This window comes from Streptomyces sp. MUSC 14 (genome assembly GCF_001866675.1).
In the GTDB taxonomy this organism is placed as follows: domain Bacteria; phylum Actinomycetota; class Actinomycetes; order Streptomycetales; family Streptomycetaceae; genus Streptomyces.
The window spans coordinates 1-25,577 of sequence record NZ_MLYN01000082.1 but is presented as its reverse complement, the minus strand read 5'-3'; the positions used below and the strand labels follow the sequence as shown (position 1 = coordinate 25,577).

Here is a 25,577-nt window from a genome sequence, read left to right as displayed (position 1 = left end):
CTACTTCCAGGTCTGGGGGTCAGCGACCGGTCTTCGGGGCCTTCCAGCGGGCGATGCCGCGGGCCACCAGGTTGAGGATCATCACGAAGGCGATCAGCGTGAGCGAAGCCGCCCAGGCGCGGTCGTAGGCCGCGGTCGAACCGGAGCTGTTCGCGTACTGCTGGTAGATGTACAGCGGCAGCGCCTGCTGGGCACCCGAGAACGGGTTGTTGTTGATGAAGGAGTTGCCCCACACCAGCAGCAGGATCGGCGCCGTCTCGCCCGCGATACGGGCGATCGCCAGCATGATGCCCGTGGTGATGCCGCCGATCGAGGTCGGCAGGACCACCTTCAGGATGGTGCGCCACTTGGGCACGCCGAGCGCCAGGGACGCCTCGCGCAGCTCGTTGGGTACGAGCTTGAGCATCTCCTCCGTCGAGCGGACCACGACCGGCATCATCAGGATGGCCAGGGCCAGCGAGCCGGCGAAGCCGAAGGGCTGCATGTCGAACATCAGCATCAGGCTGAGGATGAACAGACCCGCGACGATCGACGGGATACCGGTCATCACGTCGACGAAGAAGGTGACCGCCTTGGCCAGACCGCCACGGCCGTACTCCACCAGGTAGACGGCGGTGAGCACACCGATCGGGGCGCCGATCAGGGTGGCGAGACCGACCTGCTCCAGGCTGCCGATGATGGCGTGGTAGATACCGCCGCCCGGCTCGGAGTCGGCGACGACGCCCATGGAGTGCGTCAGGAAGTAGGGGTCGAGGACCTTCACACCGCGCTTGACGGTGGTCCAGATCAGCGAGACCAGCGGGATGACGGCGAGCAGGAAGGCCACCCAGACCAGGGAGGTGGCGATGCGGTCCTTGGCCTGCCGCTTGCCCTCGACCTTGGTCGCGATGGCGAACGTGGCGAAGAGGAACAGCAGTGCGGCGATCAGGCCCCACTCGACCTTGTTGCTCATCCCCGCGCCCGCGCCGATGCCCACGGCGACCACGACGGAGCCGGCGGCGATCGCCCAGGGCGACCACTTCGGCAGACGTGCGCTGCGCAGGCTGTGGGGCAGCTTGTCGGTGACGGCTGCGGTGCTCATGCGTTGGCCCCCGAGTACTCCTTGCGGCGGGCGATGATCGCGCGGGCCGCGCCGTTGACCAGCAGGGTGATGACGAACAGGACGAGGCCGGAGGCGATGAGCGCGTCACGGCCGTCCTGCGTGGCCTCGCCGAACTTGCTGGCGATGTTCTGGGCGAAGGTGCCGCCGCCCGGGTCGAGCAGGCTGGACTGGATGTCGAACGTCGGCGAGAGCACGGTGGCGACGGCCATCGTCTCGCCGAGGGCGCGGCCGAGGCCGAGCATGGAAGCCGAGATCACGCCGGAGCGGCCGAAGGGGAGGACCGCCATGCGGATCACTTCCCAGCGCGTGGCGCCGAGGGCGAGCGCTGCTTCCTCGTGCATCTGCGGGACCTGGCGGAAGACCTCGCGGCTCACGTTGGTGATGATCGGCAGGATCATGATCGCGAGCAGGATGCCGACGGTGAGCATCGAACGGGGGGCGCCGCCCTGCCAGGAGAAGATCCCGGTCCAGCCGAGGTAGTCGTTGAGCCAGCCGAACAGGCCGTTCATGTGCGGTACGAGGATCAGGGCGCCCCACAGGCCGTAGACGATGGACGGCACGGCGGCGAGCAGGTCGATCACGTAGGCGACGGGACCGCTCAGCCTGCGCGGGGCGTAGTGGGTGAGGAACAGCGCGATCGCGACCGCCACCGGCACGGCCAGGGCCATGGCGATCACCGAGGAGACCACGGTGCCGAAGGCCAGGACGGCGATGCCGAACGACGGCGGGATGAGGTTGGTGTTCCACTCGAAGGTGGTCAGGAAGTTCCCGTGGTCCTTGCTGATCGCGAGGGACGCGCGGTAGGTGAGGAAGACCGCGATCGCGGCCATGATCACCAGCAGCAGGATGCCCGAGCCGCGGGACAGGCCGAGGAAGATGCGGTCACCGGCGCGGTTCGCGCCGCGCGGCTTGCTCTTCTGGCCGGTCGTGGCCGGCTGGGGGGCGGGGGGAGATGCGTCAGTTGTCTTGGTCGATATGTCCATCGGGTTCTCCGGTCTGCGGAGCCGCGCACCCGGTGGGGTGCGTGGCTCGTGGCGGCGGTGCACCGGACGGTGCGGCCCGGTCCCGCGGGGAGGCGGGAGAAACCGGGCCGCACTCTCGGATCAGGTCAGCTCAGGCCCGCGATGGTGGTGCGAACCTTGCCGATGATCTCGTCGGGCATCGGCGCGTAGGCGATGCCGCTGAGGATCTTCTGGCCGTCCTCGGACGCGATGTAGTTGAGGAAGGACTTGACGGTGGGCAGGGTGTCGGCCTTGTTGCCCTTGTCGCAGGCGATCTCGTACGTCACCAGGGTGATCGGGTAGGCGCCGTCGGCCTTGGTGTTGTAGTCGAGCTTCAGGGCCAGGTCCTGGCCGGTGCCGACGACCTTGGCGGCGGCGATGGCCTTGGTGGCGCTGTCGGTGCTCGGGGCGACCGGCTGGGCGGCACCCGTGGCGATGCTGGCGGCCTTGATGCCGTCACCGACGTAGGAGAGCTCGAAGTAGCCGATGGCGCCGTTGGTCTGCTTGACCTGCTGGGCCACACCGGAGGACTGGGCGGCGGACTGACCGCCGGAGGCCTGCCAGGTCTTGCCGCCCGAGTACTTCCAGTTCTCCGGGGAGGCGGCCTTCAGGTACTTGGTGAAGTTGTCCGTGGTGCCGGAGTCGTCCGAGCGGTGGAAGGCCTGGATCTTCAGGTCGGGGAGCTTCGCCTTCGGGTTCAGCTTCGCGATCGCCGGGTCGTTCCAGTTCTTGATCTTGCCGTCGAAGATCTGGGCGAGGGTCGGGGCGTCGAGGACGAGGTTGTCCACGCCGTTCAGGTTGTAACCGATGGCGATGGCGCCGCCGACCATCGGGAGGTCGATGCCCTGGCCGCCGCTGGAGCAGACCTTCTTGGAGGCGGTGACCTCCTCGGGCTTCAGCGCGGAGTCCGAGCCGGCCCACGGGATCTGGCCCTGGGTGAACGCGGTGACACCGGCGCCGGAGCCGCCGGCCTTGTAGTTGATCTGCACGCCACAGGCCTGGGAGAAGTTCTTCACCCAGGCGTCGATCGCGTTCTTCTGCGCGGAAGAGCCGTCCGACAGCAGCTGGCCCTTGGCGCCGTCACACTTGATCGCGGAGGTGTTGGTGGACGACGACGGGTTGCCCGACGCGTTCGAACCGCCACCGGTGTTGTCGGAGCCGCACGCCGTCAGGGCCAGGGCGCCGGAGACGGCGATCGCGCCGAGGGAGATGGCGCGGAGCCGGTTCTTGCGCTGAAGCATCACTTTCGGGAGTTCCTTCCAGGAGCCGCCGCGGACGGCGGCGTGCGAGGGTGTGAGACGCGGAAGCTCAGCGCATCCATGGCCGCACTCCGCATCGGGTACGGCCGAAATTAGGCAGAACAGGTGAAGCCGCCGATGGCCCGAAGTGAACGCGGGGTGAACCCCTGCCATCGGCCTGGTTAGGTCACGGAATGCTTACGGGGAGAGCACGCGCCGGTCCCGACGGCAGGGTTACACCCACGCGTCTTCGGCGTTCGATTCCCTGTGTGCGAACTGTTACGAACTTTCCCGTCCGGCATGCCGTCTCACACCGGGAAGGACCAAGGGGGTCCGGGGGGACTGGGGAAAGGCAAGAGACGACGATGGGCATGGAACGCCGTACGTTCATCGCGGGCGGCGCGGCCGCACTGACCGCGACCGCACTGACCGGGTGCAGCACGGGCTCGGGTACGACCGCAACCGCGGGAAACACGAGTTCATCGTCGCGCACGGCGCTGATGACCACCAGCCAGAGCGCCGCCGCGAACTGGACGGCCCTCGCCCACGACCTGGACGGCACCCTGGTCCGCCCCGGCGACGCGGCCTGGAAGACGGCGCACCAGCTCTACAACACGCGCTTCGACACCCTGGAGCCCGCCGCCGTCGCCTACGTCGCACACGCCGACGACATACGCACCACCCTCGCCTACGCCCACTCACACGGCATCCGGGTCTCCATACGCAACGGCGGGCACTCCTACGCCGGCTACTCCTCGGGCACGGGCCGCCTCATCCTCGACGTGTCGAAGCTGAACCGCATCCGGGTCAGCGGCGGCCAGGCGGTCGTCGGCGCCGGCTCCAAGCTGATCGACGTCTACCGGGCGCTCGCGGCCAAGGGCGTGACCATACCCGCGGGCTCCTGCCCCTCGGTCGGCGTCTCCGGCCTGGTGCTCGGCGGCGGCCACGGCGTGGCCTCCCGCGCCTACGGCCTGACCTGCGACAACCTCACCCAGGCGACCGTGATCACGGCGGACGGCACCCAGGTCACGGCGAACGCGTCGTCCCACTCCGACCTCTTCTGGGCGCTGCGCGGCGCGGGCAACGGCAACTTCGGTGTCGTCACCGAGCTCCAGTTCAGGACCCACGCGGCGCCGCAGGCGGTCACGGCGTACATGACCTGGCCGTGGTCGAAGGCGGCGGCGGTCCTGAAGGCCTGGCAGGAGTGGGGCCCGACCCAGCCCGACGAGATCTGGTCCTCCCTCCACCTGGAGTGCTCCCCGGGCCGCACGCCGAGCATCTCGGTGGCCTGCTTCTCGATGGGAACGTACGGCGAGCTCCAGAACGCCGTGGACCGCCTCGCCCACCTGGCCGGCGCGAACGCCTCCTCGGTCACCCTGCGCCGCAAGGGCTACGAGGAGGCGATGGAGGCCTACGCCGGCTGCACCTCCTTCTCCTCCGACGCCCAGTGCCACCTGCCGGGCTCGACCCCGGGCCGCTCCCCGCAGGGTGCCCTCGGCCGGGAGACGTACGCGGCCCGCTCCGACTTCTTCGACCGCTCCCTGTCCGCGGCGGGCATCCAGACGGTGCTGCGGCAGATCGCCTCGGTCCGGGGCGGCGCGGGCAGCATCGCCTTCACGGCCCTCGGCGGCGCGGTCAACCGCGTCAGCCCCACGGCGACGGCCTTCGTCCACCGCCGCTCGCGCATGCTGGCGCAGTACATCGCGTCCTGGGGCGCGGGCGCCTCCGGCAGCGCGGCCCAGTCCTGGCTGACGTCGGCGCACGGCGCCATGCAGCCGTACGCCTCGGGCGCCGCGTACCAGAACTACACGGACCCGACCCTGAGCAACTGGCGCAAGGCCTACTACGGGGACGCGGCGAGCCGCCTGGTCAAGGTGAAGCAGAGCTACGACCCGCAGCGCTTCTTCTCCTACGCGCAGGGCGTCTGACGAAGCCCGAGCGGGATCCGGATCCGGCCACTAGGCCGCCAGATCCCGCTCCTCGTTCTCCAGGGACGGGCGGGCGCCCGGCACCAGCGCGCGGTCCTGCCCGCACCCCCGCGCGGCCCGGCTCCGCACGATCCACCCCGCGCGCGGCGACCGCTCCACCGCGCGCGTCAGCGGGGTGAGCAGCGCCATGGCCGCCGGGGACAGCAGCAGGGCGACGGCCGTGCCGAGGGCGAAGCCGCCGACGACGTCCGTCGGATAGTGCACACCCATGTACACCCGGCAGAAGCCTTCCAGCAGCGCGAGCCCGATCCCCGCGACGCCGAAGCGGCGGTTGGCGACGAACAGCCCGACGCCGAGGGCCATGGTGATGGTGGCGTGGTCGCTGACGAAGGAGAAGTCGGTCTTGCCGGGGACGAGGACGTCGAGCCCCTGGTGATCGACGAAGGGCCGGGGCCGTCCCACGAACCCCCGGATGGGGATGTTGACGAGTACGGCGAGGCCGGCGGCGAGCGGCGCCCACACCAGTGCGGCGACGGACGACACGGCGTCCTCCCCGCCCCGGCGCCGCACTGACCACCAGCACCACAGCACCAGCAGCACCATGGCGAGCAGCAGCCCGTACTCCCCGACGAACGCCATCGCCCGGTCGAACCAGCGCGGAGCGTCCTTGGCCAGGCCGTTGATGTCGTAGAGCAGGCCGACGTCGGGGTTCGATCCGGATTCGGCGAGTACAGCCATGGTGCTGTGGCCCCTTCGTCGTCTACCGGACGCACCTCATGTGCGCCGCTCCTGCCCCCCGTGGTGCGTAGATCCGCTTCCGCTGCTCGTCCGCTCGGCTACGTCAACAGGAACGCACAGCCCTCCCCAATACGTTCCACTCTCCACTGAAAGATCACGCAGACGTTATCGAAGAGAGACTCGTCTTCGCAGCTCAGGGGGTGGGTTCACGCTCCGTTTCACACCGCCGTGGGGAGCGCTTTTGCGCCATCCGCGGTGACACGGGTGGCGCCGAAGTAGTCACGCGTGTCGATGGGATCGAACCGGATCACCGCACCCGTCCGCGGTGCGTCGATCATGTACCCGCCGCCGACGTAGATCCCCACGTGATGGATGGCCCGCGAGTCACTGGGATCGGTGGAGAAGAACACCAGGTCACCCGGGAGCAGTTGATCCCGCGACGGATGCGGCCCGGCGTTGTACTGATCGTTGGCGACGCGCGGCAAGGTGATCCCGACCTTGGCGTACGCGGCCTGCGTCAGCCCCGAACAGTCGAACCGCCCACCCTGCTCGGCGGTCCCCTCCCCACCCCACAGATACGGCGTCCCGAGCTTGCTCTGCGCGAACGTGATGGCTTCGGCGGCTTGTTGGCTGGGGTCGATACGGGTGACGGGGGCGGCGAAGCTCTGCGACAGGCTGCGGATGCGCTTGACGTAGTCCTGCGTCTCGCTGATGGCCGGCACCCCGCCGGCCTTTATCACCCGGTACGCACCGGCGTTGTAGGCCGCGAGCATGTTGTCGGAGACGTCGCCCGGCACGTTCTTCACGTCCTTGGCCAGCTGGCAGTCGTACGACGCCGCCGAAGGGATCGCGTCGCCCGGGTCCCAGACGTCCCGCTTGCCGTCGCCGTCGCCGTCGATGCCGTAGATGGCCCACGTGCCGGGGATGAACTGCGCGATGCCCTGTGCGTTCGCCGGGCTGACGATGGTCGGATTCCAGCCGCTCTCCTGGTACAGCTGGGCGGCGAGCAGCGCCGGGGTGAGCTGCGGGCACAGGTTGCCCCACTTCTGCACGAGCCCCTGGTACGCGGCTGGTACGGCGCCCTTGGCCAGCGCCCGGCCTGCCGAGGCCACCCCTCCCGCGAGGTTCCCGGCGACGACGTAGACCCCGACCACGAGCAGCGCGACGAAGCTCATGCCGAGCCCGACGGCCGCCCCACCGAACACCCATACCTTCCGCACGGTTCAACTTTCCCCCATGTCCGCGCGGTTCAAGGCTCTTTTTGCGTGATGTGGCGTCATTTCACGGTGAAGCCCTGGCACATGATGCTGGTGTAGTCGCTGGGCGTGCGGATGTGGAACCACTGCACGGTCCAGTCGCCGGGGTCGTTGACGAGCGGGATGGCGGGCCAGGTCTTCTTCCCGTCCGGCGACCAGTTGCGGAAGTCGGCCGGGTAGGTGAGGTACTTCCAGGCGGACGGGTCGCCGCTGTTGAGGTCGACGGGCTTGCTGGTGTAACCCAGCGTCGCGCTCTGCGTGAGCGCCCCGACAGGGGGTTTGCCAGTGGTGGGGTCGATGCTGTGCGGCGGTTTGACGCTGACGGTCACGTAGTACGGGGTGCGGGCCCCGGATCCCCCGGTGGTCTCGGTGTAGAGCTTGTTCCAGAACCCGATCTGCACCTTGTGGCCGAACACCGGACGCAAGCCGCTCCTGCTGGGGTCGTCGGGGTCGGACACGGAGGTCTCGAAGCCTTCGACCGCCCGCTCCGCGTCCGGCAGTTGGCACTGTGCCGTCGACGACTTCCAGTACTGGCGGTCGATGTCGTCCCCCGCGTAGGCAGGCGCGCCGGACGCCGACGCCGACGCCTTCGGGCCGGAGGCCTTGCCGCCCTCCACGGTGCTCTTGCCGTCGTCCTTGCCGTCGCTCTGCTGGGTGAGCACCACCGCCGTGGCCACACCGATGCCCACCACGAGTCCCACCGCCACGGCCCCCATCCACCGCCTGCTCGGGCGGCCGCCCGGGCGGGTCAGCTGGGTAGGCGTGTAGGCGGGGCCGCGGCCGCCGTACGCGGGCCCCGTCGTCGGCAGCTCGTGCACCCCCGTCGGCGGAGCCACCGGTGGAGTGGTGGGCTGCCGCACCGGGGCCGGCGGCGTCTGCGGGACCGGTTGTGCCAGGGGGGCGAGCCCGGCGTAGAAGGGGTCCTCCACGAGCGCGGAGCGCACCCCGCAGCGGGCGATCACCTCCGCGAGCCCGGGCCGGGCCGCGGGATCCTTGGCCGCGCAGGCCTCGATCAGGGCGGCCAGTTCCGGTTCGACGCCCGCCAGGTCGACGGGCTCGTGAACAGCGCGGTAGTTGACGCCGTTGGGGTCGCCCGAACCGAAGGGGGCACGGCCGGTCGCCGCGTGGGCGAGGGTGGCGCCGAGGGCGAACACGTCGGCCGACGGGCCGACCTGGTTGCGCATCAGCACCTCGGGGGCGGTGAATCCGGGCGTGCCGGGCGCGAAACCGGCGTCGGTGAGGGCTGTCTGGTCCGCCGCGCGGGCAATACCGAAGTCGATGAGCTGGGGCCCCTGCGCCGAGAGGATCACGTTCTGCGGCTTCAGGTCCCGGTGCGTCACCCCCTGCTCATGGACCGGCGCGAGGCCCTCGGCGAGGGCGGCGAAGAGGCTGCGGCAGGTCTCGGCCGGCAGCGGTCCCCGCTCGGCGACCGCCTGGGCGAGGGTGGGGCCGGTGACGTACTCCGTGGCCAGCCAGTAGGGCGCCGCGTCCAGCGAGGTGTCGATCAGGTTCGCCGTGTACGCGCTGCGCACCGCCCGCGCCGTCTCCACCTCGCGCCGGAAGCGGGCCAGGGCCTCGGGATGCTCGGTGATCTCGTCCCTGATCACCTTGATCGCGACCAGTCGCCCGCCGGGCGAGCGCCCGAGGTAGACCTGCCCCATCCCGCCCGCCCCGAGCCGGGCGAGCAGCGTGTGCATGCCTGTCCGCGACGGATCCTGAGGCCTGAGTGCGTCCACGGACACACCCTGCCATGAAGATCAACCAGCCGTGGCGTCCTTGTAGAGCTCCGCCGCCTCGCTCCCCAGGACCACGCTGTACGACACGTCGTCGGTAGAACCGCCCTGTTCGTGGCCGCCGAGGATGCCGACGACCTGGTTGTCGCCGTTGACCCAGGGGCTGCCGCTGGTGCCGGCGGTGAAGGAGGGACAGTCGATGCGCTGCTGGGTCTTGCTGTGCGGGGTCGCCTTGTTGGTGCAGCTGATCGGCACCTCGCGGGAGTCCGGGTAGCCGACGACGGTCACGGCGGTGGCTCCGGTGGCCGTACCGGACGTGAAGCGATTGGCCCCGACCACGTCCTCCAGGCGTCGGCCGTTCCCGTTCTCGACGGTGACGAGGGCGAGGTCGCTGTCCTCGTCCTGGTCCTTGGACCACCCGTCGGGCAGGTAACGCCTGCCCACCTTCCACACCCCGTACGGTGCGTGTCCGTCCCGGTAGCCGGGCACGAAGAGCAGGTCGTTGTCGGCGCTGCTCACGCAGTGTGCCGCCGTGGCGATGAGGTCGCCCCCGGGGCTGTGCACGACCGAGGCCGTGCAGTAGTGGCCGCCCTTGAGATCATCGGCGTGATCCGCGCCGACGAGCACCCCGATCCGTGCGGTGTGCCGGTTCACCGAGGCGTCGGCGGTGACCCCGAGGGGCCCCGACGCCTCATCCGCGGCCGCCACGGACGCCGAGGTCAGGGCGAGCATCACCACCGCGCCGAGCAGTGCGGGGCGCGAGGTGAGCGTGATGCGTGAGATGCGCTTCATCAGCCTCCACTCTGCCCCGCGATCGTGAGAATCCCGCTGAGACTTAACTGAGATTTTCCTGTGAAACCTCCGGTTGGGCCCAGAGCCTCACCCGTAGACGGGGAAGTCACCCGTCGCGACATCGCCGCGCAGCGGCTCGGGCAACGGCACCGGCTCCCCGAACTTACCCGGTAGTACGTCCTGGTAGGCGCCGTTCTCAGGCCGGGTGTGCAGGATCCAGGTGGCTTTGCGCGGGTCGATGACGAGCAGCACGGGGACGCGCGCGACGGCGTACCAGTCGGCTTTGTCGCGGAGGCCGCGGGATTTCTCCGACTGGGAGATGACTTCGACGGCCAGCGCCGTGTCCTGAGGGTCGGCCAGCCACTCGTCGTCGTCCATCCACTCCCTGGGCAGGACGATCAGGCCGGGGGTCACGTAGTCGTCGGGGTCTCCCGGCATGGCGATCGAGGAGACCTCGAAAGCCGCCAACGATTCGGGTAGCAGCCCATCGATCTGCCGACGGAGCAACCACACCACACCCGCGTGCTTGCCACGCGGAGTCGGGGACGTCACGAGCTTTCCTCCCACGATCTGCACCCGCAGACCCGTCGCTTCCTCGATCTTCTCCGCGACCTCGCGCAGGTTCCCCGGCCGGGGACGGGGGCCGTTCCACGTTCCGGACGACACGGACATGGCTCGCTGCCTCCGTCCTTCCGCCTCGCTGGCGTCTTCGGCCGCGCGAGCGGGTTCGGTGGGAGGTCCGACGTCCCGCTCGGCGTCGTACCCACGGTACTGGGCAGCCCCCTGCAGCGCCTCCGCGTCATGCACACTCACCATCGCCATGAGCAGGCCTTCTCACGTTCCGATCATGCGCAATTACAGTAAGGGACGGCTCTGACAGTCCGCCCACAGCAGCTTCCCGCCCCTCGACGCACCCAACTCCCGCAGCACGGAGACGCCCCAGGAGTCGGCACAGGCACGCACGAGGTGCAGGCCGCGCCCGCTTTCCGCGTCGTCGTCCACTACGAGCTCGGGCGCGCCGTCGGCGGCGAAGCAGGGCGGGACCCTGGGGTCGGTGTCCCAGACGGCCACCGTCAGCCGGCCCGACTCCCTGCCGAGGAGCCGGAGGGCGTAGGGACCGTCGGTGTGCACCTGCGCGTCGGCGAGCAGCTCGGCGGCGACGACTTCGGCGGTGGGGGTGAGCGGGGAGAGGTCGTGCGCGGCGGACTCCTCCAGACGCTGGACCACTCCCGGGAGGTGTTCCGCCAGGTCGTGCCGTAACCGTCACCGCCCGAGGTGGAGCACCGCGCCTCGTTCCGCATCAAGCGCCAGGCAGTCCTGTTCCGGGGCGGAGAACAGGTGCCGTATCAGGCGATCATCCACGAGGCCGCCCTGCATATGGGGTTCGGCGGGCGGGACGTGGCCAAGCAGCAGCTCACGCACCTGCTCAAGGTGAGCGAGTACCCCGACATCTCGCTCCACGTCATCCCGTTCGACGCCGGTGGCTACCCCGGAGCGGGCCAGCCCACCTACTACGTCCACGGGCCCGTGCCTCAGCTCGACACCGTCCAGCTCGACCAATCGCACGGCATCACCCTGCTGGACGCCGAGGCCCAACTCGACAAGTACCGCAAGGTGCTCGACCGTCTGACGACCCTCAGCCTCATCGAGCTGCAATCACGATCCCTCATTCACAACATCGTCCAGTCCCTCTGAGAGGCAAGCATGATCTGGCAGAAGTCGTCGTACTGCGGCGAAGGCGAGTCCTGCATACACATCGCCGCCAGCCCCAACACCATCCACCTCACCGAATCCGCCGACCCCACCGGAGCGGTCCTCACCACCACCCCGGCCGCCTTCGGCACCCTCATAGCCGCCCTCAAGAAGAAGCCGGCGCCCCAGGCCACCGACGACGCCCCCTTACACCTCCGCTCCACGGACACCGTCGTCACGACCACCCGCCACAAGTGGAACGCCTTCGTACTCGGCGTCCAGGCAGGCGAGTTCGATCATTTCGCGGCCACGCGCTGAGGTCCTGTCACCGCCCGCGCAGCCGCACCGGCGCCACCTGAGACGGCATGATCGGATCGCCCCGTTCGTCCATCCGCGTGCCCGAGGGATAGCGGGCGCATTCCGCGTAGGCGGCGACCTGCAGGCGGCCGCCGGGGTACGCCTCCACGGACACGGTCGTCGGCACGGTGCCCTCGCCGCCCGCGGGGCGCAAGACCAGCCGGAGCCAGGAGCGGGAGTTCTCGAAACCGGCGACCTTCCAACCCCTCCGCGTCAGTTCCGCGCCGGCGCGCTGCATCGAGGAGACCGCCTGCGCGCGCGAGACCCCCCGCAGCATCCACCCGTCGCTCACCCCGACCACACCGGGCGGGTTCCCGGGGGAGTCGCTCAGCTCCTCGTCCAGGTGGCTCAGCCCCCGGTACTGGCAGTTGGAGCCATCAGCTTCCGGACCGTCGGCCTGCGGATCGTCCAGTTCCGCGTCAGGCAGGTCCAGAGCGTCGTACACAGCCTGCGTATAACCGTCCTCCCGCGTCGCCGTCGCCACCGGATCCGCGACGGGATACGGCTCCCCGGTCCACAGTCGGCCGCAAGCGGCAGCCCCGGCCAGGGTCGGCACGACGGCCGACACGGCGGCGAACTTCCGGTGCGGTGCGGTGCGGTGACGTTCCTGTGTCATACACGAAAGCGTGCGACGGGGCGCCGCGCCGCGGCATGAGTCGCCGTACTCATCCCCGCTGAGCCCATGAACCCTCAGCTCACCGGCTTCAGCTCCCACCCCACCCCCGTCATCTCCTCCGACAGCGTCCACAGCCGCCGCGCCGCCGCCGGATCGCTCGCCGCCGCGCTGCGGCCGACCAGGGTCGGGGCGCCGCGCATCTCACCGAGGCCGTCGGGGCCCACGTACGCCGCGCCGGGCAGGTCCTGGCTCGCGGCGAACAACGTGGGCAGGGCGCCGGCCCGGTCGCTCTGCGCGAACAGCTTGTTCCCGATCGACATGGCGCCCCTCATCAGGGGGTTCTTGTGGTGGCTCTGCAGGTTGGTGGCGGCGTAGCCGGGGTGGGCGGACAGGGCGCGGACCGGGGAGCCGGCCTCGGTGAGGCGGCGCTGGAGTTCCAGGGTGAACAGGAGGTTCGCGAGCTTGGACTGGGCGTAGGCGCGGGTCGGGGTGTAGCGGCCGCGCAGGTTCACGTCCTCGAAGTGGATCACCCCGTCGCCCCCGCGGTGCAGGCCGGAGGAGACCGTCACCACGCGGTCCGTCACATACGGCAGCAGCAGGTTGGTCAGCGCGAAGTGCCCGAGGTGGTTCGTGCCGAACTGCATCTCGAAGCCCTGCGCGGTGCGCTGCTCGGGCAGCATCATCACGCCCGCGTTGTTGATCAGCAGGTCCAGCGGGCGGTCCCACCCGGCCGCGAACTCGCGCACCGAGTCCAGGTCGGCCAGATCCAGCCGGCGCACCTCCGTACTGCCGCCCACCCGCGCCGCGGCGGCGCCGCCGCGCTGGAGGTCCCGTACGGCGAACACCACGTGCGCCCCGGCCCCGGCGAGCGCCTGGGCGGTCACGAGGCCGAGGCCGCTGTTGGCACCGGTGATCACGGCCGTACGGCCGCCGAGGTCAGGGAGGTCGGTCACGTTCCACTTCACAGTAGTCATGCCCTCGAATGTAGGCATCGACAACAAAGCTGTCAACGACAACATCCCGATACGATGGTGCCCATGCCGCGCCTGTCCTCTTCCTCGCCGTCCCCCTCCGCCCGCCCCTACCACCACGGAGACCTGCGCGCCGCCCTGCTCAAGAGCGCCGAGCGCACCCTGCGCGAGAAGGGCGTCGGCGCGCTCTCGCTGCGCGAGCTGGCCCGGGCCGCCGGCGTCAGCCACGCCGCCCCCGGCCGGCACTTCAAGGACAAGCAGGCCCTGCTCGACGCCCTCGCACTGGACGGGTACGAGCGGCTGAACCGGGCACTGGACACCGCCGCCGAGAGCCCCGGCCTCGACCTGGAGGGGAGGCTGACGGCCCTCGCCCGCGCCTACCTCGGCTTCGCCGTCGAGAACCCCGAGCTGCTGGAGCTGATGTTCGCCCGCAAGCACGCCCCCGAAGGCCCCGCCGGCTCCGGCACCTCCGACAGCGCCGACCTGCTCGCCGCGGCCGTCGACCACTCCCTCGGCTTCCTCACCCGGATGACCGCGGACGCCCAGGAGCGAGGGGAGATCGTCGCGGGCGACCCCGAGCGGATCACCATGGTCGCCGCCGCGAGCATGCACGGCCTGGCCTCCCTCATCACCAGCTGCGCGCTCGACGCCGAGGAGGCCCTGAGCGGCCTGGGCGAACACGTCCGTCTGCTGCTGAACGGGCTCCGGCCGCGGTAACACGCGCCCGCCGCACCCCGTTACGCGCGTAGCCGCGCCCTGCGCCCGCCCTGTGCCCCAGGTCAAGCCACACCCAGCACAGAGCCAGCACACAGCCATTGATCAGTAAGCCTCCCCCCCGACTTCAGTAACGCGGAAGTCAGAATTCCAAGACCCGTCTTGTTGTCGCGTACTCAACAAGCAAGGGTCGAGCCTGGGCCGCCGCCCCCACCGGTCACCCACCGGTGGACCCCCACACCCGCAGGCCTCTGTCACCCACTAGCAGGAGGCTGTACCTTGCGTACGTCCACCCCCGACTCCCCACACATACGCGGTAGATGGCGCCGCCTCGGCACCGCGGCAGCGGCCACCGCCGCGCTCGCCCTCGCCGGTTTCGGCACCGCGGCCCACGCGAGCGCCGCCACCGCCGCCACCCACACGGCGGGCACCAAGGTGAGCGCCCAGGCCGTCGCCACGCAGGTCGCCAAGGCCCACGTGCGCTACGAGAAGGCCTGCGCCGCGACCCCGAAGAAGGGCTTCGCCGCCTGCGACGCGCTCCGTGTCACCGGCGGCACCACCGCCTTCATGGAGAAGCAGGCCGCCCTCAAGGGCATCGCGCCGAAGACCGTCTCGCCGAACGCCGCGTCCGGCTCCCCGACCGGTTACGGCCCCTCGGACATCCAGTCGGCCTACGGCCTGACCTCCGCCGCCGCCTCGAACGGCTCGGGCGAGACCGTCGCCATCGTCGACGCCTACGACGACCCGAACGCCGAGGCCGACCTCGCGACCTACCGGTCGCAGTACGGCCTGTCGGACTGCACCACCGACAACGGCTGCTTCAAGAAGGTCGGCCAGACCGGCTCCACCACCTCCCTCCCCTCCGCCGACAGCGGCTGGGCAGGTGAGGAGTCCCTCGACCTCGACATGGTCAGCGCGACCTGCCCGAACTGCAACATCCTGCTCGTCGAGGCCAAGTCGGCGTCCGACGCCAACCTCGGCACCGCGGTGAACGAGGCCGTCAAGCTCGGCGCCAAGTTCGTCTCCAACAGCTACGGCGGCGCGGAGTCGTCCTCCGACACGTCGTACGACTCCAAGTACTACAACCACCCGGGCGTGGCCATCACCGCCAGCGCGGGCGACCAGGCCTACGGCGCCGAGTACCCGGCCGGCTCGCAGTACGTGACCGCCGTCGGCGGCACCGCCCTCAAGACCGCCTCCAACAGCCGCGGCTGGACCGAGAGCGTCTGGAACACCTCCAGCACCGAGGGCACCGGCTCCGGCTGCTCCGCGTACGACCCCAAGCCCAGCTGGCAGACCGACAGCGGCTGCGCCAACCGCATGATCGCCGACGTGTCCGCCGTCGCCGACCCGGCCACCGGCGTCTCCGTCTACGACTCCTACGGCTCCGACGGCACCGGCTGGAACACCTACGGCGGCACCAGCGCCTCCTCGCCGATCATCGCCTCGGTCTACGCCCTCGCCGGCACCCCGGGCAGCAGCGACTACCCGGCCCAGTACCCGTACAACGCGGCCGGCACCTCCGCTCTCAACGACGTGACGAGCGGCAGCAACGGCACCTGCGACACGGACTACTTCTGCACCGCCGGAACCGGCTACGACGGTCCGACCGGCTGGGGCACCCCCGAGGGCACCAGCGCCTTCAGCGCCGGCTGACCTCCGCAAGGATCCACCCCGTCGGGTCACGGGGAGCCGCCAGTTGAGGGGGACGTGGGGTCCCTTCGGCGGCACGGAAAGGAAAGCGGGTCACGGCAGCCGGCCGCGGCCCGTTTTCCCTGTCCGACTCCCTTGCAGTTCCTACGAGTTGGCGCCCCCCGCACCGCCGCACGCACCCACACAGCCCTGTTCCCCCACCCGGAGACCAGGAGCTGCTCGCATGCGTACGACCGACAGACGGTGGCGCCGCCTCGGCACCGCCTTCGCGGCCACCGCCGCACTCGCCTCCGCCCCCTCCGGTTACGGCCCCTCCGACCTCCAGTCGGCCTGCGGCCTCACCTCCGCCGCCGAACGGCTCCGGCGAGACCATCGCGATCGTCGACGCCTACGACGACCCGAACGCGGCCGCCGGCCTCGCGACGTACCGCTCGCACTACGGCCTGCCGTCCTGCACCACCGACAACGGCTGCTTCAAGAAGGTCGGCCAGAGCGGCTCCACCACCTCGCTGCCCTCCGCCGACAGCGGCTGGGTCGCCATCACCGTCTCCGCCGGTGACAGCGCCTACGGCGCCGAGTACCCCGCCGCGTCCAAGTACGTGACCGCGGCCGGCGGCACCGCCCTGTCGGAGTCCTCCTCCGCCTCCCGCGGCTGGACGGAGTCCGTCTGGAAGACCGGCAGCACGGAAGGCACGGGCTCCGGCAGCTCCGCCCACGGCGCCAAGCCCACCCGGCAGACCGACACCGGCTGCACCAAGCGCACCATCTCGGACGTGGCCGCCGTGGCCGACCCGGCGACCGGCGTCTCCGTCCACGACTCCTACGGCGTGACCGCCGGCTGGTACACCTTCGGCGGCACCAGCGCCTCCTCGCCGATCACCGCCTCGGTCTACGCCCTCGCCGGCACCCCGTCCAGCGGCAGCTACCCGGCCCAGTACCCGTACACCGCGGCCGGTACCTCCGCACTGAACGACGTCACCAGCGGCACAACGGCTCCTGCTCCCCCAGCTACCTGTGGCCCGACCGGCTGGGGCACCCCCGAGGGCACGGCCGCCTTCACCGGCTGACCGCACCGCCACTTCGCACGTCACAGGTCCCGACGGCACCCGGCCGCCGGGACCTTGGCCATTTCCCGCCCGTCCCTCATGAGAACATCGTCCCGAAGCCTCACCCGACCGGCCGTCAGAAACCGTGCCAGGTCGTGAAGAGGGACAACGACAGAACCACACGACAGGTTCCGCTCTGACCTCGTTGCCCGGGGTGACCTGCCGTGATACACAGAGTGACCGTACGCGCGATGTGTACGAAACCCGCCAGTCAATGACGTCAAGTCGACATACGTCGGCGCCGTTGTCGGCGACAATGAGGCCTGACCTCTGCACCCCGCAGGGGGCCAACGGAACTACCCACCAGGGGCGGTGACTTACATGCTTCTCGCGGCCAGCAAGGGTGACATCAACACCATCATCGGCGGGATCGCTCCGGACTGGGGCCCCTTCGGCAGCCTGGGCAACGAGGCGAAGGTGATGATCGAGGTGGTGATGGCGGTGGCCATCCTCCTGTGCCTCGGCATCGCGGTCTGGGGCGCGGCCAAACAGCGCATCGGCGCCACGGCCCTGCGCGACACCTTCAGCGCGGAACAGGGCAAGGGCCTCATCATCGCCGGCCTCACCGGAGTCTTCATCATCGGCTCCCTCGGCACCCTGTTCACGATCGTGTACGGCATGGCGGTCTAGCCCCACGACCCGCCGCCGCTCCGTCCCCGCCGTCTCCACCCGTCCGTCGTGCCCACCGGCTGAGGTTGCGTCTCCCTGATGTCGAGTCACCACACCGCGCCCGCGCGGGAACCAGCACGGCTACCGTCGTATGTCTACGAGGGTGAGGGGGCGTACACGGCATGAGTCCCGGAGACGAAGGGTCCTACCCCGACTACGACGGCCCCACGGGCCAAACCCGCACCCGCCTCCCCGAGAACGACCCCTACGGCGGCGCCCCCCGCCGCCCCACCCGCTCCTCCTCCCGCAGCCTGGTGACCGTGGTGGGCGTGGTCGTCCTGCTGATCGCAGCGATCGCATTCGCCAACCGGGGGGATCATTCGTCGGCCGACAGCACCTCCGGAAAGGGCGGCAAACCGGCGACGTCTCCGACGGCGGCCAGCGGAACGGAACCGGTGCAGACCAAGTCCAGTGGTGTCCCCACTGGATTCGCCCACACCGAGCAGGGCGCGCAGTCGGCGGCCTCGAACTACGCTGTGGCGCTGGGCTCGACAGGCATGTTCAACAAGGACAGCCGCCACAGACTGCTCAGCCTGCTCTACACCTCCCAGGCGGTCGACCGGCTCCAGAACGCGATGGACCAGGCCTACTCCGCCGACTTCCTCGCCAAGATGGGCCTCGACGCGGCGGGCAACCCACCCCAGGGCAACACGTTCGTCTCCCGGGTCGTCCCGGCCGGCGCGACGGTGCTGAACTACACGGACAACGGCGCCCGGGTCGCGATCTGGTACGTGGGACTCATCGGCATGGCCGGCAGCTCATCGACCGATCCTGTCACCTCGTCCTGGAAGACCTGGACGTTCGACCTGCAATGGACCGGCGGCGACTGGAAGATCGCCTCCGACAGCCAGAAGGACGGCCCGGCCCCGGTCCCCGGTGACGACAAGGCCGCCACCTCCGACGAGATCAGCAAGGCCATCGAACAGTACGGAGGGTTCACGTATGCCCGGTAGCCCGCAACGTGCGCTGAAACTCGCCGGAATCGTGGCAGCCGTGCAGACCACGGCAGTGCTGCTGGCCACGCGCGCCGTCGCCGCACCTTCGCCCACACCGTCGCCCTCGCCGTCGGGCAAGTACAACTGCGGTGTCATCTCCGGCGAAGCCAAGAAATACTGCGAACGCGGCAACACCTCCAGCGGACCCGGTGGTGCCGTCACCCCTGACACCTCCACCCAGGACCCCCTCTCCTCCCTCGCCAAGGGCTGTGCCGAAGCCGCCTCCTGGACCATCGACAAGCTCAGCAAGGCCGTGAAGAGCACCGCGAACGTCGACTTCACCAACGAGAAGTTCCTTCAGCAGTACGCCGTCGTCTTCGCCGCCTCCACGATCCTCACGCTCCTGCTGTGGCTCCTGGCCGTCGCCAAGCGCGCCGTCCGCGGCGTCGCGCTGACCACCGCCATCTCCGAGGCCATCGGCTTCCTCTGGCTCACCGTCCTCGCCTCCGCCTTCACCCCCCTGATCCTCTACACCGTCGTCTCCGCGACCGACGGCGTCAGCGCCGTCCTCGCGAAGACCACCGGCAACCAGGCCGACGTCTTCTTCGGCACCTTCTCCGGCGCCCTCGGCAAAGGCACCGACATCGGCGGCGGACCGATCATGCTGATCGTCGTCTCCCTGGTCAGCATCCTCGCCGCCGGCGTCCTCTGGCTGGAGCTCGTCATCCGCGCCGCCCTCCTCTACGTCGGTGCCCTCCTCGGCACCGTCGTCTACGCCGGACTGGTCGACAAGAACCTGTGGGGGCACGTCCGGCGCTGGGCAGGCATCATGATCGCGGTCATCCTCGTCAAACCGGTGATCGTGATCGTCCTCGGACTCGCCGGCGCCCTGTCCTCCGGCAACGGCCCCGACTCCTTCTCCGCCGTCGTCTCCGGCCTCGCCATCATCCTGCTCGCCATCTTCGCCAGCGCGATGATCTACCGCTTCGTCCCCGGCTTCGGCGACGAGATCGCGAACGGCCGCAACAACCGCATCATGCAGGGCGCCGAGAGCAAGGCCGCCGCCGTCATCAGCTCCCCCGCCACCCTCGTCGCCCAGGGCATCAAGACCCACAGCTCCCGCGCCGATAACAACGGCGGCGCGGGCGGCACCAGCAGCAGCACCCCCCGCCCGGCCAACCCCGCCACCGGCGGCGTCGCCGCGCACAGCAGCCGTACCCCCTCCGGAGGCGGCGGGGCGGTCCCCTCCGCCACGCCCGCGCCCCGCGCACCCAGCCCGGCCAGCACCCCGCACGCCAGCAACGCCCGCAACAACCGTTCAGGAGGTGAAGGGCGTTGACGACCGAGTCCCACCTGTCCCATCCGGTCACGCCCCGCCGTACGTATCTCATCGGCCGCGCCCGGCCGAACGCGATCGTCGGCAAGAACCGTGAGTCCGGCGAGATCGCGCTGATCATCACGGGCGCGTTCCTCGGCATGATGTGCGGCCTCCTCGTCCCGGTCCTCTCCCTGCGGATCGTGCTGCTCACGGGCTTCCCGCTGATCGCGCTCGCCGTGGTCTACGTGCCGTACAAGCGCCGCACGCTCTACAAGTGGTTCGAGATCAACCGCAGTTACAAGCGCACCGTCAAGAACGGCGCCGTCTACCGCTCCACCGCCATGGAGGCCGGCACCACCATCGGCGGACGCGAGGTGGAGGTCGGCCCGCCCCCCGGCATCGGGCGGATCACCTGGCTCGCCGCGCCCTTCGGCCCCGACGAGATCGCCGTACTGCTGCACGCCGACCGCAAGACCGTCACCGCCGCCATCGAGATCGAGGGCCCCGGCGTCGGCCTGCGCGACTCGGAGGACCAGGAGGCCCTGGTCGACCGCTTCGGCACCCTGCTCAAGCACGTCGCCAACGGCGACGGCTTCGTGACCCGGCTGCAGATGCTCGCCCGCACCCTCCCCGCCGACCCCGACGCCCACGCCAAGGACGTCGCCCTGCGCGGCGACGACCGCGCCCCGGACTGGCTCTCCCGCTCCTACGACCAGCTCCAGTCCATGGTGTCCACCAGCAGCGAGCAGCACCGCGCCTACCTCGTCGCCTGCATGCACTTCACCCGCGAACTGGCCGCCGAGGCCCAGGCCATGGCCAAGGCCGCCCGCCCACAGTCCGGCCGCAAGCTCGACCGCGACGCCGGGCTCGCCGTCGTCATGGCCCGCGAGCTGACCGACATCTGCTCGCGCCTCCAGGAGGCCGACATCCGCGTCCGCCAGCCGCTCGGTCAGGGCCGGCTGGCCTCCCTCATCCACTCCATGTACGACCCGGACCACCCCATCGACCACATCCAGGCGATGACCCAGCGCAACGCCTGGCCGGCCGAGCTGGACGCAATGGAGCCCACCTACCTCCAGGCCAAGACACGCGAGTCCAACACCCGCGCCCCCTGGTGCCACGCCACCGCCTGGGTGAAGGAGTGGCCGATGACCCCGGTGGGCGTGAACTTCCTCGCCCCCCTCCTCGTCCACACCCCCGACGTCATCCGCACCGTCGCCGTCACGATGGACCTCGAACCCACCGAGATCGCCATCGAACGCATGCTGACCGAGAAGACCAACGACGAGGCCGAGGCGTCCCGCGCCGCCAAGATGAACCGGACCGTCGACCCCCGGGACATCGCCGCCCACAACCGCCTCGACCAGCGCGGCGAGGACCTCGCCAGCGGCGCCGCCGGCGTCAACCTGGTCGGCTACATCACCGTCTCCGCCCGCACCCCCGACTCCCTCGCCCGCGACAAGCGCACGATAAGGGCCTCCGCCGGCAAGTCGTACCTCAAGCTGGAGTGGTGCGACCGAGAGCACCACCGCGCCTTCGTGAACACACTTCCCTTCGCCACCGGCATCCGACGGTAGGGGCTGATTCACCGATGCGGGATCCGCTGTCCGTCCTCACCGACGCCTTCACGTCCTTCCTCTTCGGAAAGGTCGAGACGACCCGTCTGCCGGTCCGCACCTCCACGGGCCAGGCCCAGGCCGTCTACCTGCCCACGGCCGCCCCCGGCCTCGGCGACTCCGGCGTCATCATCGGCCGCGAGGTCTACTCCGGGAAGGGCTACATCTACGACCCCTTCCAGCTCTACGGCCAGCAACTCCCGGCCCCCCACTGGCTCGTCCTCGGCGAGTCCGGCAACGGCAAGTCGGCCCTGGAGAAGACCTACGTCCTGCGGCAGCTGCGCTTCAAGGACCGCCAGGTCGTCGTCCTGGACGCCCAGGGCGAGGACGGCGTCGGCGAATGGAACCTCATCGCGGAAGAGCTGGGGATAACCCCCATCCGACTCGACCCGACGGCGGCCCTGGACCACGGAATCCGCCTGAATCCGCTGGACCCCTCGATCACGACGACGGGCCAGCTGGCCCTGCTCCGCACGATCATCGAGGTCGCGATGGGCCACGGCCTGGACGAACGCTCCGGCTTCGCCCTGAAGGTCGCGCACTCCTACGTCAACGAGTCGATCGTGGACCGCCAGCCGGTCCTCACCGACATCGTGGAGCAGCTACGGCACCCCGAGCCGGAGTCGGCCGAGGCGATGAACGTCGCCATAGACGACGTACGCGCCTGGGGCCTCGACGTCGCCCTGGTGCTGGACCGCCTGGTCGACGGCGACCTGCGCGGCATGTTCGACGGCCCGACCACGGTCGGCATCGACCTCGACGCACCCCTCATCGTCTTCGACCTGTCCCACATCGACCGCAACTCCATCGCCATGCCCATCCTCATGGCGATCGTCGGCGTGTGGCTGGAACACACCTGGATCCGCCCCGACCGGAAGAAGCGCATCTTCCTGGTCGAGGAGGCCTGGCACATCATCAACAGCCCGTTCGTGGCCCAACTCTTCCAACGCCTGCTGAAGTTCGGCCGACGTCTGGGTCTCTCTTTCGTCGCCGTGGTCCACCACCTGTCCGACGTGGTCGACGGAGCGGCGGCGAAGGAAGCGGCCGCGATCCTGAAGATGGCGTCGACGAGGACGATCTACGCCCAGAAGGCCGACGAGGCGAGGGCGACGGGCCGCGTCCTCGGCCTGCCCCGCTGGGCGGTGGAGATCATCCCCACCCTTACGCCCGGCATCGCGGTCTGGGACGTCAACGGCAACGTCCAGGTGGTCAAACACCTCGTCACCGAGACGGAACGCCCGCTGGTCTTCACCGACCGCGCGATGACCGAGTCCTCCAGCGACCTCGCCGCCGACGAAGCGCTGCGCGCCGCAGAACGGGAGGCCGAACAGCGGGCGGCGGCCTTCGTGGAACAGCACGTGGGCGACTCCGAGTCGACGGTGGCGTAGCGGCACGTACGGTGCCGTAGAGGCGCGTAGAGGAAGGGCACAGGCGTGAGACCGGACGACCGCCGCACCGACCGGCGGGAGGGCACGGGCGGCATCCCCGACGGCCTCCTGATCGGCATCCTCGCGTTCCTCCTCGGCATGACCCTGCTGGTGTGGACGGCCACCGGCCTGGCCGCGCTCTTCACCAAGGGCGCCTGGCCCTCGGGCGTCACCTTCCTGCGCACCCCCCTGGCCATGCGCCACCTCGTCGGCCGGCCCCACGACGTCCCCGGCGCCTGGCCCGCCACCCCCGCGTCCCAGCTCTCCGGCTGGGGCCTGTTCTGGGGCCTGTTCGTCGGCCAGCTGATGGTCCTGTTCGTCGCCACGGTGTTCGTCATGGGGACGGTGGCCAGATGGCGGGCGGGAAGGGCGAGGCGGAAGGCGGAAGGACAGCAGGAACCGCGCCGCGAAGAACCACGCCACGAAGAACCACGACGCGAAGAACCACGACGCGAGGTGCACGAGGTACCCGAGCCACGCAGGGAACCCCAGCCACAGCCGACGGAAACCTTGCAGGAGCCGGTGCCTGAAGCACCGTTGCCCAGCCGCACCGCAGGCGCGGTGCTCTGCGCACCCCCCGCGGCCCGCCGTACGGCCGCAGCCGACGCCGTACGCGAAGCGGAAGGCCCCATCCTCGTCGTCACCTCGGACCCCGCCCTGTGGACGGAGACCAAGGACGCGAGGGCCAAACTGGGCCCCACCCTTCTCTACGACCCCGCGCACCTCTGCGACACCCCGGCCCGCCTCCACTGGTCCCCCACGGCCGGCTGCGAGGACAAGCCGACGGCCCTGAGCAGGGCGGCGGCGCTCCTCGCCCCGGTCCAGCCCACGGCCAGGATCGACCAAACGGTCACGGACACGGCGACCACCCTCCTGCGCAGCTACCTCCACGCCGCCGCCCTGGAATCCCGCACCGTCCGCCACGTCCACCGCTGGGCCCAGGGCACCCAGATCCAGGACGCCGTACGCACGCTCCGCACCCACCCCAAGGCCGCGGCCGGCGCAGCCGGCGAGCTTGAGGCCGCCCTCACCGCGCACCCCGAACGCCGCGACATCGCCCAGGAGTTGATCACCCGCGCCCTCGCCGCCCTCTTCACGGTCAACATCCGCGAGGCCTGCACTCCCAACCGAACTGATGCGCTCGCCTTGGATTCCTTTGTCCACGAAGGGGGCACGCTTTATGTGGTCGGTGAATCCATCGAGGACCCCCGGAGCAACCCCGGCGCGATGCCGCTTCTGACGGCCCTCGCCTCAAGCGTGGTCGAGCGTGGCCGGCGCATGGCCGAACGGTCATCCTCCGGTCGGCTCGACCCACCACTCACCCTGGTCCTGGACGACATCGCGGCCGTCGCGCCCCTGCCCCAGCTCCCGGACCTGCTCACCACCGGCCCCGACCGGGGCCTGCCCACCCTCGCCCTGCTCCGCTCCCGCGAACAGGCCCGCTCCCGCTGGCCCCACAAGGAGCTGCCGGTCCAGGAACTGCCGGTCTAGTACGGCCGTCCCAGCACGAACTCCAGCTCGTCCTGTTCCTCGTCCTTGACGAAGGGCACCGTCACCCCGCTGGGCACGAACCCCACCTTGCGGTACGCCCCCTGCGCCCGCGTGTTCTCCTCGTGCACCAGCAGCCGAACCCGCTCGGCACCCCGCTCCCACGCCCACGCCACACCGGCGTCGAACAGGGCCTTGATCAGCCCGTTGCCCCGGTGCTCGGGCCGGACGTACACCCCGACGACATGCCCCTGCCGACACTCGACCAGACTGCCTTCCCAGTCCTTCGTCCCGGCCTCCTCCATGAGCACGGTCACCGAGCCGGCCCACGCCCCGTCAGCCGCCTCGGCCACGAACTGCCGGGCCGCGGTGGACTTCTCACCCGACCCCTCGGCCCGGTCCTGCCAGAAGGCGTCCGCCCTGGCCACGGCCTCCTCGTACGTCTCCAGAAAGGCGAGCCCCGCCATCGGATCCCGCAGCGCATCAAGCCGCAGCCGCTTCACCAGGGGCCAGTCGTCGGGTCGTATCGCACGGATGACGTAGTCATGGTTGCCGCTCATGGAGTCACCGTAGTTCGGCCCACTGTCAGTGGCATCTCATATTGTGGCCACCATGACAACACTCCCTGAACGCCCGCACACCGCCCTGCTGGTCATCGATGTGCAGAACGGCGTGATGGCGGGCTCCCCTCGCCGCGACGGCGTCATCGCCAACATCAACGCCCTCGTCGGCAAGGCCCGCGCGGCCGACGTTCCGGTGATCTGGGTGCAGCACTCCGACGAGGAGCTGAAGGAGGGCAGCGAGAGCTGGCAGTACGTCACGGAGCTGGTCCCGCAGGACAGCGAACCCCTCGTGGCCAAGAACTGGATGGACTCCTTCGAGGACACCGAGCTGGAGGCCGTGCTGGCGGAGCGCAAGGTGGGCCGGATCGTCGTCACCGGCGCACAGACCGACGCGTGCATCCGCTCCACCCTGCACGGCGCCATCGTCCGTGGCTACGACGCGACACTGGTCGCCGACGCCCACACCACGAAGGACTTCTCCCAGTACGGCGCCCCCGCCCCGGAGCAGGTCATCGCCCACACCAACCTCTACTGGAAGTGGCACAGCGCCCCCGGCCGCGCAGGCGGCACGGTGACCACAACCGAAGTGACCTTCTGACAGGCCTCGGGCCACATATCTCCGGAATATCTCCAGAAACGCAGAAAGGCCCACACCATAAGGTGT

The 25,577-nt window shown here is 70.1% G+C and carries 24 protein-coding genes and 1 pseudogene; 13 read left to right on the top strand and 12 right to left on the bottom strand.

Going from position 1 to position 25,577, the window contains the following annotated elements:
- Positions 1–19: 19 nt before the first annotated feature.
- From pstA to pstS, 3 genes are all read right to left on the bottom strand, one after another.
- Positions 20–1,081 (bottom strand): phosphate ABC transporter permease PstA, encoded by a 1,062-nt coding sequence (pstA, locus tag BIV25_RS40790; protein WP_071377620.1) that lies wholly within the window; start codon positions 1,079–1,081, stop codon positions 20–22.
- Positions 1,078–2,085: a phosphate ABC transporter permease subunit PstC gene (gene pstC / locus BIV25_RS40785; RefSeq protein WP_071377619.1), complete on the bottom strand. Its 1,008-nt coding sequence runs from the start codon at positions 2,083–2,085 to the stop codon at positions 1,078–1,080. Before pstC ends, pstA begins: the two co-directional genes overlap by 4 nt.
- A 125-nt stretch (positions 2,086–2,210) precedes the next feature.
- Positions 2,211–3,347 (bottom strand): phosphate ABC transporter substrate-binding protein PstS, encoded by a 1,137-nt coding sequence (gene pstS, locus BIV25_RS40780; RefSeq protein ID WP_071377618.1) that lies wholly within the window; start codon positions 3,345–3,347, stop codon positions 2,211–2,213.
- Between the two features lie 365 nt (positions 3,348–3,712).
- Here pstS and BIV25_RS40775 point away from each other — a divergent pair, with 365 nt between their 5' ends.
- Positions 3,713–5,269, top strand: a complete 1,557-nt coding sequence (locus tag BIV25_RS40775; RefSeq protein ID WP_071377700.1) for an FAD-binding oxidoreductase — start codon at positions 3,713–3,715, stop codon at positions 5,267–5,269.
- Between the two features lie 30 nt (positions 5,270–5,299).
- On the opposite strand, the gene BIV25_RS40770 is transcribed toward BIV25_RS40775, so the two are convergent.
- The 6 genes from BIV25_RS40770 to BIV25_RS40745 all read right to left on the bottom strand — a co-directional run bounded on the left by BIV25_RS40770 (position 5,300) and on the right by BIV25_RS40745 (position 11,015).
- Positions 5,300–6,007 carry a phosphatase PAP2 family protein gene (locus BIV25_RS40770; RefSeq protein WP_071377617.1) on the bottom strand — a complete coding sequence of 236 codons (708 nt, stop codon included), beginning with the start codon at positions 6,005–6,007 and terminating at the stop codon, positions 5,300–5,302.
- A 218-nt stretch (positions 6,008–6,225) separates the two neighbouring features.
- Positions 6,226–7,182, bottom strand: coding sequence for a bifunctional lytic transglycosylase/C40 family peptidase (locus tag BIV25_RS40765; protein ID WP_079177213.1), 957 nt, complete (start codon positions 7,180–7,182; stop codon positions 6,226–6,228).
- A gap of 101 nt (positions 7,183–7,283) precedes the next feature.
- Positions 7,284–8,999, bottom strand: coding sequence for a serine/threonine-protein kinase (locus tag BIV25_RS40760; protein WP_071377699.1), 1,716 nt, complete (start codon positions 8,997–8,999; stop codon positions 7,284–7,286).
- Positions 9,000–9,020: 21 nt separating this feature from the next.
- Positions 9,021–9,788: a serine protease gene (locus BIV25_RS40755; RefSeq protein WP_071377615.1), complete on the bottom strand. Its 768-nt coding sequence runs from the start codon at positions 9,786–9,788 to the stop codon at positions 9,021–9,023.
- Between the two features lie 87 nt (positions 9,789–9,875).
- Positions 9,876–10,460, bottom strand: coding sequence for a Uma2 family endonuclease (locus BIV25_RS40750; RefSeq protein WP_071377698.1), 585 nt, complete (start codon positions 10,458–10,460; stop codon positions 9,876–9,878).
- 183 nt (positions 10,461–10,643) lie between these two features.
- Positions 10,644–11,015, bottom strand: coding sequence for an ATP-binding protein (locus BIV25_RS40745; RefSeq protein ID WP_256257126.1), 372 nt, complete (start codon positions 11,013–11,015; stop codon positions 10,644–10,646).
- Between the two features lie 48 nt (positions 11,016–11,063).
- Between BIV25_RS40745 and BIV25_RS40740 the strand changes: the two genes are divergently transcribed.
- Entirely contained in the window at positions 11,064–11,483 is a 420-nt protein-coding gene (locus tag BIV25_RS40740; protein ID WP_071377614.1) for a DUF5753 domain-containing protein, read from the top strand.
- A 9-nt stretch (positions 11,484–11,492) separates the two neighbouring features.
- Positions 11,493–11,798, top strand: coding sequence for a DUF397 domain-containing protein (locus BIV25_RS40735; protein ID WP_071377613.1), 306 nt, complete (start codon positions 11,493–11,495; stop codon positions 11,796–11,798).
- 7 nt (positions 11,799–11,805) lie between these two features.
- Here BIV25_RS40735 and BIV25_RS40730 read toward each other — a convergent pair whose 3' ends face one another.
- Positions 11,806–12,453 carry a hypothetical protein gene (locus BIV25_RS40730; RefSeq protein ID WP_071377612.1) on the bottom strand — a complete coding sequence of 216 codons (648 nt, stop codon included), beginning with the start codon at positions 12,451–12,453 and terminating at the stop codon, positions 11,806–11,808.
- A 74-nt stretch (positions 12,454–12,527) separates the two neighbouring features.
- Positions 12,528–13,427, bottom strand: a complete 900-nt coding sequence (locus tag BIV25_RS40725) for an oxidoreductase (protein ID WP_079177204.1) — start codon at positions 13,425–13,427, stop codon at positions 12,528–12,530.
- A gap of 54 nt (positions 13,428–13,481) precedes the next feature.
- Here BIV25_RS40725 and BIV25_RS40720 point away from each other — a divergent pair, with 54 nt between their 5' ends.
- From BIV25_RS40720 to BIV25_RS40680, 9 genes and pseudogenes are all read left to right on the top strand, one after another.
- Positions 13,482–14,141 carry a TetR/AcrR family transcriptional regulator gene (locus BIV25_RS40720; RefSeq protein ID WP_071377610.1) on the top strand — a complete coding sequence of 220 codons (660 nt, stop codon included), beginning with the start codon at positions 13,482–13,484 and terminating at the stop codon, positions 14,139–14,141.
- 276 nt (positions 14,142–14,417) lie between these two features.
- Positions 14,418–15,794 carry a S53 family peptidase gene (locus BIV25_RS40715; RefSeq protein WP_071377609.1) on the top strand — a complete coding sequence of 459 codons (1,377 nt, stop codon included), beginning with the start codon at positions 14,418–14,420 and terminating at the stop codon, positions 15,792–15,794.
- A gap of 220 nt (positions 15,795–16,014) precedes the next feature.
- A pseudogene (locus tag BIV25_RS48500) lies at positions 16,015–16,858 on the top strand (hypothetical protein).
- A 360-nt stretch (positions 16,859–17,218) separates the two neighbouring features.
- Complete coding sequence (locus BIV25_RS40705; RefSeq protein ID WP_071377607.1) at positions 17,219–17,527, top strand: hypothetical protein; 309 nt, start codon at positions 17,219–17,221, stop codon at positions 17,525–17,527.
- 161 nt (positions 17,528–17,688) lie between these two features.
- On the top strand, positions 17,689–18,519 hold the full coding sequence (locus BIV25_RS40700; RefSeq protein WP_071377606.1) for a hypothetical protein: 831 nt from the start codon (positions 17,689–17,691) through the stop codon (positions 18,517–18,519).
- Positions 18,509–19,840 carry a hypothetical protein gene (locus BIV25_RS40695; RefSeq protein WP_071377605.1) on the top strand — a complete coding sequence of 444 codons (1,332 nt, stop codon included), beginning with the start codon at positions 18,509–18,511 and terminating at the stop codon, positions 19,838–19,840. Before BIV25_RS40700 ends, BIV25_RS40695 begins: the two co-directional genes overlap by 11 nt.
- Entirely contained in the window at positions 19,837–21,396 is a 1,560-nt protein-coding gene (locus tag BIV25_RS40690; protein WP_071377604.1) for an SCO6880 family protein, read from the top strand. Before BIV25_RS40695 ends, BIV25_RS40690 begins: the two co-directional genes overlap by 4 nt.
- A gap of 14 nt (positions 21,397–21,410) precedes the next feature.
- Positions 21,411–22,823: an ATP-binding protein gene (locus tag BIV25_RS40685; protein ID WP_071377603.1), complete on the top strand. Its 1,413-nt coding sequence runs from the start codon at positions 21,411–21,413 to the stop codon at positions 22,821–22,823.
- Between the two features lie 45 nt (positions 22,824–22,868).
- Positions 22,869–24,353, top strand: coding sequence for a type IV secretory system conjugative DNA transfer family protein (locus tag BIV25_RS40680; protein WP_071377602.1), 1,485 nt, complete (start codon positions 22,869–22,871; stop codon positions 24,351–24,353).
- Here the strand turns inward: BIV25_RS40680 and BIV25_RS40675 are convergent.
- Complete coding sequence (locus tag BIV25_RS40675) at positions 24,350–24,910, bottom strand: GNAT family N-acetyltransferase (protein WP_079177203.1); 561 nt, start codon at positions 24,908–24,910, stop codon at positions 24,350–24,352. The two genes, BIV25_RS40680 and BIV25_RS40675, sit on opposite strands and share 4 nt — an antisense overlap.
- 52 nt (positions 24,911–24,962) lie before the next feature.
- Here BIV25_RS40675 and BIV25_RS40670 point away from each other — a divergent pair, with 52 nt between their 5' ends.
- Positions 24,963–25,511 (top strand): cysteine hydrolase family protein, encoded by a 549-nt coding sequence (locus BIV25_RS40670; RefSeq protein ID WP_071377601.1) that lies wholly within the window; start codon positions 24,963–24,965, stop codon positions 25,509–25,511.
- Positions 25,512–25,577: the final 66 nt, after the last annotated feature.

Coding starts and splice junctions, on each gene's coding strand:
- pstA (WP_071377620.1), bottom strand. CDS start 1,081: ATGAGCACCGCAGCCGTCACCGACAAGCTGCCCCACAGCCTGCGCAGC.
- pstC (WP_071377619.1), bottom strand. CDS start 2,085: ATGGACATATCGACCAAGACAACTGACGCATCTCCCCCCGCCCCCCAG.
- BIV25_RS40775 (WP_071377700.1), top strand. CDS start 3,713: ATGGAACGCCGTACGTTCATCGCGGGCGGCGCGGCCGCACTGACCGCG.
- BIV25_RS40770 (WP_071377617.1), bottom strand. CDS start 6,007: ATGGCTGTACTCGCCGAATCCGGATCGAACCCCGACGTCGGCCTGCTC.
- BIV25_RS40765 (WP_079177213.1), bottom strand. CDS start 7,182: ATGAGCTTCGTCGCGCTGCTCGTGGTCGGGGTCTACGTCGTCGCCGGG.
- BIV25_RS40755 (WP_071377615.1), bottom strand. CDS start 9,788: ATGAAGCGCATCTCACGCATCACGCTCACCTCGCGCCCCGCACTGCTC.
- BIV25_RS40750 (WP_071377698.1), bottom strand. CDS start 10,460: ATGTCCGTGTCGTCCGGAACGTGGAACGGCCCCCGTCCCCGGCCGGGG.
- BIV25_RS40735 (WP_071377613.1), top strand. CDS start 11,493: ATGATCTGGCAGAAGTCGTCGTACTGCGGCGAAGGCGAGTCCTGCATA.
- BIV25_RS40730 (WP_071377612.1), bottom strand. CDS start 12,453: ATGACACAGGAACGTCACCGCACCGCACCGCACCGGAAGTTCGCCGCC.
- BIV25_RS40725 (WP_079177204.1), bottom strand. CDS start 13,427: ATGACTACTGTGAAGTGGAACGTGACCGACCTCCCTGACCTCGGCGGC.
- BIV25_RS40720 (WP_071377610.1), top strand. CDS start 13,482: ATGGTGCCCATGCCGCGCCTGTCCTCTTCCTCGCCGTCCCCCTCCGCC.
- BIV25_RS40705 (WP_071377607.1), top strand. CDS start 17,219: ATGCTTCTCGCGGCCAGCAAGGGTGACATCAACACCATCATCGGCGGG.
- BIV25_RS40700 (WP_071377606.1), top strand. CDS start 17,689: ATGAGTCCCGGAGACGAAGGGTCCTACCCCGACTACGACGGCCCCACG.
- BIV25_RS40695 (WP_071377605.1), top strand. CDS start 18,509: ATGCCCGGTAGCCCGCAACGTGCGCTGAAACTCGCCGGAATCGTGGCA.
- BIV25_RS40685 (WP_071377603.1), top strand. CDS start 21,411: ATGCGGGATCCGCTGTCCGTCCTCACCGACGCCTTCACGTCCTTCCTC.
- BIV25_RS40675 (WP_079177203.1), bottom strand. CDS start 24,910: ATGAGCGGCAACCATGACTACGTCATCCGTGCGATACGACCCGACGAC.
- BIV25_RS40670 (WP_071377601.1), top strand. CDS start 24,963: ATGACAACACTCCCTGAACGCCCGCACACCGCCCTGCTGGTCATCGAT.